This window comes from Nocardiopsis oceani (assembly GCF_054777395.1).
Genome location: NZ_BAAHAR010000096.1, coordinates 1 through 7,243 on the forward strand (window position 1 = coordinate 1; position 7,243 = coordinate 7,243).

8 protein-coding genes are annotated in these 7,243 nt (G+C 69.8%); 5 read left to right on the plus strand and 3 right to left on the minus strand.

The window, feature by feature from the left end; translation table 11 throughout:
• Positions 1-233: 233 nt before the first annotated feature.
• Entirely contained in the window at positions 234-593 is a 360-nt protein-coding gene (locus tag ACYVDG_RS32255; RefSeq protein WP_460763859.1) for an MmcQ/YjbR family DNA-binding protein, read from the minus strand.
• A 183-nt stretch (positions 594-776) separates the two neighbouring features.
• Here ACYVDG_RS32255 and ACYVDG_RS32260 point away from each other — a divergent pair, with 183 nt between their 5' ends.
• The 3 genes from ACYVDG_RS32260 to ACYVDG_RS32270 all read left to right on the plus strand — a co-directional run bounded on the left by ACYVDG_RS32260 (position 777) and on the right by ACYVDG_RS32270 (position 3,731).
• Positions 777-1,715: a VOC family protein gene (locus ACYVDG_RS32260; protein WP_460763864.1), complete on the plus strand. Its 939-nt coding sequence runs from the start codon at positions 777-779 to the stop codon at positions 1,713-1,715.
• Between the two features lie 86 nt (positions 1,716-1,801).
• The gene (locus ACYVDG_RS32265) at positions 1,802-3,172 is read left to right on the plus strand and encodes an MFS transporter (protein ID WP_460763868.1); all 1,371 of its coding nucleotides are present in this window, start codon (positions 1,802-1,804) and stop codon (positions 3,170-3,172) included.
• Between the two features lie 124 nt (positions 3,173-3,296).
• Positions 3,297-3,731 carry a hypothetical protein gene (locus ACYVDG_RS32270; protein WP_460763871.1) on the plus strand — a complete coding sequence of 145 codons (435 nt, stop codon included), beginning with the start codon at positions 3,297-3,299 and terminating at the stop codon, positions 3,729-3,731.
• Positions 3,732-3,840: 109 nt separating this feature from the next.
• On the opposite strand, the gene ACYVDG_RS32275 is transcribed toward ACYVDG_RS32270, so the two are convergent.
• Positions 3,841-4,695, minus strand: a complete 855-nt coding sequence (locus ACYVDG_RS32275; RefSeq protein ID WP_460763876.1) for a poly(ethylene terephthalate) hydrolase family protein — start codon at positions 4,693-4,695, stop codon at positions 3,841-3,843.
• A gap of 192 nt (positions 4,696-4,887) precedes the next feature.
• The gene (locus ACYVDG_RS32280) at positions 4,888-5,550 is read right to left on the minus strand and encodes a DUF4352 domain-containing protein (RefSeq protein WP_460763881.1); all 663 of its coding nucleotides are present in this window, start codon (positions 5,548-5,550) and stop codon (positions 4,888-4,890) included.
• A 211-nt stretch (positions 5,551-5,761) separates the two neighbouring features.
• Here ACYVDG_RS32280 and ACYVDG_RS32285 point away from each other — a divergent pair, with 211 nt between their 5' ends.
• Together ACYVDG_RS32285 and ACYVDG_RS32290 are read left to right on the plus strand one after the other, a co-directional pair.
• The gene (locus ACYVDG_RS32285; RefSeq protein ID WP_460763884.1) at positions 5,762-5,908 is read left to right on the plus strand and encodes a hypothetical protein; all 147 of its coding nucleotides are present in this window, start codon (positions 5,762-5,764) and stop codon (positions 5,906-5,908) included.
• A gap of 143 nt (positions 5,909-6,051) precedes the next feature.
• Complete coding sequence (locus ACYVDG_RS32290) at positions 6,052-6,864, plus strand: hypothetical protein (protein WP_460763891.1); 813 nt, start codon at positions 6,052-6,054, stop codon at positions 6,862-6,864.
• Positions 6,865-7,243: the final 379 nt, after the last annotated feature.

The following is a 7,243-nucleotide window of genomic DNA, read 5'->3' on the forward strand; positions in this document are numbered from 1 at the left end:
CCAGCGCGGCGAGCTCCTCGTAGGAGGGCGCGGTCTGGTCGGAGGAGGTCACGGGTTCATCGTTGCAGCCCAGGGGTCCCTCTCGCAGGCGAACCGATCAACTCACCCAAAGACCTGAACAGTCACGGGTACTGAAGCGTCCTCAGGGGCCGGAGTGATCTTACTCTCCGGCCTTTTTTTGTGACGATCCGTTATGCCCGGGCGCTCACAAGGCGGGGGCGTTGCCGCGGACGTCAGGCATCGACCAGGGACGCGGGCGTGGGCGGGGCGGTGAGCAGGTCCTCCGGAGCCGTCAGGTACCAGGCTTCCAGGGTGAGTTCGCTGAGCTCATCCAGGTCGATTCCGTCGAGGTGGACCACCACCCAGCCGTAGCCGCCCGCGGTGAACTGCACCTCGAACACCTCGGGCCGCTCGGCCACCAGCGCGGCTTGTTCGATCAGGGTCTGCTTCAGTCCCACGGTGGCGGTGCGCGGCCACAAGTAGCCGAACGGCCTACCGCGGACCCGGAACGTCGTGTACCGCTCTGACTCCTGGTCAACGCACTCCGGCAGCGCACTCACCAGCCGCAGGAACCGCTCGATCTCAACGCCCATGGGATGAGACAACCACACACCTGTGACACGTGGCGCCGCGGGGCGGGGCCGACTGCTGCCGGGGGCGCATGGCACGGGTCACCTCCAAGGGGGAATATAACTTGAACTCTCAACCTTTTACTGGATGACTTCTTTCGGAGGATGCGCAACCAGCAGCCTCGGCCCGACCCCAAGGAGCCCACCATGTCCGACACCGCGCAGACCCCGCAGAGCCCGCCCGTGAGCGACCGCGTGCTCAACGACGCCACGCACATGGACGCCGTATCCCTGCACGTGGGCGACCTGGAGACGATGACCTCGTACTACACGAACGCCCTCGCCCTCGAGCCCATCGAGGAACGTTCGGACGGGCGCGAGGTGCGCCGCGTCCTCGGCCGCGGAACGACCCCGATGGTCCGGCTGGTCGCCACCCCCGGGCTGCCCGAGGTCGACCCGCGCCAGGCCGGGCTGTTCCACACCGCGTTCCTCTTCGACGACGCCGCCTCGCTCGCCGCGACCGTCTACCACGCGGCGCAGGACCAGCGCAGCCGCTTCGTCGGCTCCTCCGACCACCTGGTCAGCGAGGCCTTCTACTTCACCGATCCCGAAGGCAACGGCATCGAGCTCTACACCGACCGCGACCGCTCGGACTGGAAGTACGTCGACGGTCGGCTCCAGATGGCCACGCACTACCTGGACCCGAACAACTACCTGCGCACCCACCTCGACGAGGCCGTCGTGTCCGACGCGCCGCGCCGGGCAGGCAAGGTCGGCCACGTCCACCTGCAGGTCGGCGACATCGCCACCGCCAGAGCCTTCTACGTCGACGCACTCGGGTTCACGACCACCGTCGACACCTACCCGGGCGCGCTGTTCGCCTCCGCGGGCGGCTACCACCACCACGTCGCGATGAACACGTGGAACAGCGCCGGGGCGGGGCCGCGTGCCTCGAGCCTGGGGCTGGGCGACGTGGCGCTCACCGTGCCGTCCCGTCAGGACCTGGACGCCCTGGTCGCCCGTCTGCAGGAGAACCGCCTGGAGCACGCCGACACCGGCCGGTCAGTGGTTCTGCGCGACCCGTGGGGCACCCAGGTGACGGTCGCCCTTCCCGGGGCCGGCACCACCGAGCTCCTGGAGCGGTGACCTTCCGGAGCTCCCACGCGAACCTCTGCCCGCGCGCCGGTGTGGCGCCGCACGTACACTGCGGCTCACCTCTCTAGCGTGAGGACATGACCGCAACCGAGAAAATCTACTCAGCTCTGGTCAGACGCGACCGGCAGACCGAGGCCGACCTACCTGAAACCGTGCGCGCCGACATCGCAAGCAACGGCCTGCGCCTGGTACCGGCCAACGCCCTGCAGTCCTCCGGCGACCAGGCGGTCAATGCCTCGACGGTGCTGCCCTGGCTGTTCCACGCGCTAGGCGTGCCCGCGGCGCTGGTGGGGCTGCTCGTACCCGTCCGCGAGGCCGGTTCGATGCTGCCGCAGGCGCTGTTGACGCCGCTGATCCTGCGGGCCCGCTACCGCAAGTGGGTGTTCGTCTCCGGTTCCCTGATCCAGGCCCTGTCGGTGGCGGTGATGGCGGCGACGGCCGCGCTCGCGCAGGGGCTCGCCGCCGGGCTGGTCATCCTGCTGGCCCTGGCCGTGTTCTCCCTGGGCCGGTGCCTGTGCTCGGTCTCCTCCAAGGACGTCCAGGGCCGTACCGTGCCCAGCGGGGAGCGCGGACAGATCATCGGGCTGGCCACCGCCGCGGCCGGGCTCGTGGCCATCACCCTGGGGGTGGGGATCCGTGTGCTCGGCGGGGAGGACCTGGACGCCGGTCGGCTCGCCTGGGTGCTGGCCGGCGGCGCCGCCCTGTGGGTGGGTGTGGCCTGGGTCTACGCCCGGGTGCGCGAACCGGCCGACGAGGCAGCCTCGACGGAGGCAGCCTCGCCGGGCGCGCCCGCAGGGTCGGGGCGGTCCTCCGGCGACGCACCCGTGCGGTGGCACGACTGGTTCGTACAGACCTACCGGCTGCTGGGCGAGGACCGTTCCTTCCGGCACTTCGTCACGGTGCGCGGCCTGCTGCTGGTGTCGGCGCTGAGCCCGCCGTTCGTGGTCACCCTCGCCACCCAGTCGGGCACCACCGGGCTGTCCGGGCTGGGCGGGTACGTCATCGCTTCCGGGGTCGCCGCCCTGGTGGGCGGGCGCCTGTCGGGCCGGCTCGCCGACTGGTCGAGCCGGAGGCTCATGACGATTGGGGCCGCGCTCGCCTCGGCCATCATCCTCGCGCTGGTCCTGATCGTGTCCCTGCCCGGTTTCACCGGAACGACCGCGTGGGGCTCGTCCGTGTTCATCGCCTGCTACTTCTTGCTGACGTTGACGCACACCGGGGTCCGGGTGGGGCGCAAGACCTACGTGATCGACATGGCCGAGGGCGACCGGCGCACCACCTATGTGGCGGTCTCGAACTCGGCGATGGGGTTGGTCCTGCTGGTGGTCGGAGGTGTCAGCTCACTGCTGGCGCTCCTCGGAGTGGAGTGGACTCTGGTCTTCCTGGCGGTTCTGGGGCTGGTCGGGGTGGTGGCCGGCGGTCGGCTGCCCGAGGTCTCCCGGGGGTAGGGAGGTCCCCCGAAGGTAGGGAGGTCTCCCAGGGTAAGGAGGTGTCTCGGCAGTGGACGGCGCCCCGGAGAACTGGCCTGTGGACAACCCGATCCGGCGGCTCTGCCCGTCCCATACTGGAAAAATGCTCTCCAGGAACGCCCACGCCCTGCTCCGGGCCCTCTTCCGAGACCTGCCCGGCGAACGCCACATCCTGACCCTGCACACCCGGTACGCGATGTCCACCGCTCTCGGAGTCCGGGGCGGGGACTTCGAGGTCGAACACCCCGAGGTGGTGGAACGTCTGTACAGCGCCCTCTGCGCAACCTCGCCCTCGGCGCTGGTTCTGCGCACCTTCACCGACCGCCCCTCCCACACGCTCGCCAACGGGGTCGTCATACCGGTCAAGAGCGTCCTCGGCTGGCAGGTGGGGGCGCACGCACTGACCCCCTTGGACGAGGCGGAGATGTTCGACGCCCACTGCACCGATGCCGCCTCGGGTGAACCCGTCCCACCAGAGCCCGGTGTGGAGTACACGAGCGCTCCGGTGGTGGAACTGCCGACGTTCCACGAACCCTGACCGACCGGGGGCCGCGCCGCAGGCACGGCCCCCGGCTCTGCGGGTGCGGTGCCATGGAGAGGGGGAATGGTGTTCGGTGGGGCCCGGCCAGGTTTCGGTGAGGGCCCGGTCAGAGGTTCTTGCTGTCGACGTCCCACTCGGGGTCGGTGCACAGGCCGCAGTCGGCACCGACGAACTGCTCGGCTGCCTCCTCGTCGTCCTTGAGGTGCCATTGGAGCCAGGCGGTACCGACGCGTCCGTACTCGCCGCCGTCGGGCTCGGGGAAGGTCCCGAAGTGTCCTACGTCCAGGTGGCCCATGAACGCGGGAAGGTCCTCGGGCAGGTCCCGCCAGTCGTTGAGCGCGTTGCCGTAGGCGATGTCGCTCGGGCCGCCGGTGAAGTAGGCGATCGGGGCGTGCAGGTGGTCGAGGCGGTCGGGGTCGCTGTCGCTGAACATGCCGCTGTTCCAGATGACCGTGGTGGTGATGCGGGGGTCGTCGGCGACCTCATAGGTCTCCAGGCCGCCGCACGACTGGCCCATGACGGCCATCCGGTCGGTGTCGAGGCGATCCCGGTACTCGCTGGACGGGCGGGAGTTCTCTGTTTCGGACCAGTCCAAGGCTTCGGTGAGCATCGCGGAGTCGGTACTCCCGGAGCCGTCCGGCTGGCCGTTGGCGATGACCAGGAAACCGTGCGAGGCGAACTCGGTGAGGATGTTCTCGAACCACGTTCCGTCGGCCCTGCAGGCGCCGTTACCCCACGCGACGACCGGGAGTGCCTCGTCCTCGGGCAGTTCCAGGGGCCGGTAGACCGTGTGCTCGGGCAGGCCGTCGTCGGTGACGTACCCGGCCTCGTAGGGGCCGGTACCGCCGAAGGTCTCGGGGGCGTCTGCGGCAGCCGCCGACGGCACCGAGACGAGTGCCGCGGCCATGAGCGGGCCTGCGAGGACTGCCATGCCGCGTCGGATTAAGCTCCGAGTTTCCATTGCGTTCTCCTGCGGGTGGAGGGGCGCACCGGTGTCGTCCGGTGCGTTGGGAAGCGAATATCCGCGTTGCCGGAGGAGGAGTCAACGGCCCCGGCGCAGGACGGGTCACTTCACCGATCCCGGTCGGATCCACGGCGGCAGGGGGTTTCCCGGCGGCAGGCGGTGCCTTCCGAGCGCTGGCGCAGAGAGCGGTCAGTCGAGTTCGATGCGGATGCCGGTGGCCCCGGAGCTCCTGCCGTTGACGAGCATGTGGTCGGCCTCGAAATCGCTCGGCACGTCGTAGGCGAGGGTCCCGCTCGAACCGGTGCCGGGGTTGAGGTCTCTGTCGAACAGGTCGGAAGCCCAGATGTCGTAGCGGTACATGGAACCGCTGTCGTCCATGAGCACCTGGTCCCGGCCGGAGAAGCTCTCCGGGCCGCTGCCGAGGTTGGTCACCTCCATCTCGACGGTGACCCACTGCCCGTCGTGGTCATCGTCGGCGAAGTCGCTGAGGTCGGCGAACGGCACGTCGTGTTCGATGGCGTGCACCGTGATTTCCCAGTCACCGTGCTCGACCGTGTCGCCCAAGCCCGGGTGGTCCTCCTCGGCATCGGCGCCCTCGTCAGCGTCCTCGTCGGCCTCTAGGGCCTCCTGGGCTTCGTTGGCCTCACGGCTCTCGGAGGCTTCCGGGGACGCGGGCGCGGTGGTGCCCCCTCCGCTGTCGGGGCCCGGCACCAGGGCGCCGAGGACCGCCAGCGCCACGAAGCCGGTCACGGTCGCGCCGAAGCAGCCGAGGCAGCCGATCCCGACCTTGGCTCCGGTGGGCATGTCCGGCGCGGCTTCGGGCGGGCCATAGGGGTGGTGGTTGTGGGACATGGTTCGCTCCGGTGTCTGGTGGTTGCGAGGGCGGAGCGGGTGCCGCCGAGGCCGGATCGGGGACGGGACGGCGGACCGCGACTGTCTCCGCGGACCGCCGCCCGCCCCAGCAACCCCTTCCGGCGTCGCACTATCGAATATACACACTCTTGCTGTGAATGTCATTCACACGCTAATGTTCACTCCTGGAACACAAACAGGAGGGTCCCTCATGAGCTGTTCGCGCACACTCACCACCGCCGCCCTGGGGCTCCTGCTCACCACCTGCGGTGGCAACGAGGTCGTCCAACTGGAACCGCCCAGCCCTGCGCCCCCGCCCACCGCGGAACCGGAGCCCTCCGACGAGGGCGACGGCTGACGCGGACTGCGCACGAACGCGGCCCGAGCGCCCCTCTTCGGCCCGACGCCGACAGAACCGCCGGTCCCCTCACCGGCCACCGAGGCGCCCGGGCGGCACCACCCCGCATACCGGTGGACACCGGAACGCCCGAGGGAGCACCCATGCCGGACCGCCCGACCATCCGCCCAGGCGCCGTACTTCCGGAGCCGTCCCCTCCGCCCAGCCACGAGGAACTCCGAGCGCGCGAGGAGTTCAAGTCCGCCTCCGGCTGTGCCGGATTCCTGGCGGCACCCGTCGTCCTGTTCCTGATGGTCCTCCTGCCGGAGGCCGTGCCCCTGATCCTCGTCGCGTTGATCGTGGGCTGCATCCTCGCCGTCCGCTGGTACCGGGCCCCTCAAGGGAAGCTGGAACGGCACCGGCAGCTGAAGAAGCTACTGGCCGCGGCGGCCGGCCGGGACTACGTCACCGCGGGCCTGCTCACGCGGCGGAACCGGCCCTTGCTGCGCCGGGTGCAGAGCGCCGTGGACACCGTTCTGGAGTCGCCGCTGCACCGCCGCGGCCAGCTGCTGGACACCGCACGGAATACCGTCGTCCTGCGCGACCTCGAATGGCAGATCGCCGCGGACCTGCACAAGGCCTCGAGCGCCGAGCGTGAGCTGAACGGTGTGGGGGCGCCCCGAAGCGACCAAGAGCAGGCGAACCTGGCCCACCGGAGGGCGGTCGAGGCGATCAACAGCCTCCGAGCCGAAGCCGGGAAGCGGGTCGCGGCGATCCAGGGCTACGCCGCCAGGGTGCGCAAGGCCCAGCACCTCTTGGAGGACATGGGCCGCATCGAGCGTTATGACCGGATCGCGAACGAGATCCTGGCCGAGAGCGCGGGCGGTCGGCAGCAGGACGAGGCACTGGCTTCCCTGGAAGACGCACAGAGGGACGCACTCCGGATCGCCCGCCTCCACGAAGAGCTCGGTTTGTAGGACAGGGACCGGGCAGGGACAGGACAGGACCGGGCAGAGAAGGACCGGGCAGGGACAGGACAGGACCGGGCAGAGAGGGACCGGCCAGGGCAGGGCAGGACCGGTCAGGGCAGGGTCAGGCAGGTGTAGAGCGGGATAGGTGTAGGGGTTGTGCTGCGCTACGGCCTATTGCTTACACCCCCATCGGCTCAGGCGCCCGACGCACATGAGATGTTGCTTCTATTCGGAGTTGCTCCAGTCGCCCTTGCTGGGGTTCCCTCCTTTCCCGCCGCCCGATTGTGGCCGTCTCCGCTACGCGCCTCAAGGTCGTCGCCATCGAGCGCTTCGCGCGTCATTGGCGCTCCACCTTGACCCGCTCCGCTACGACGGCAGGTTGGCG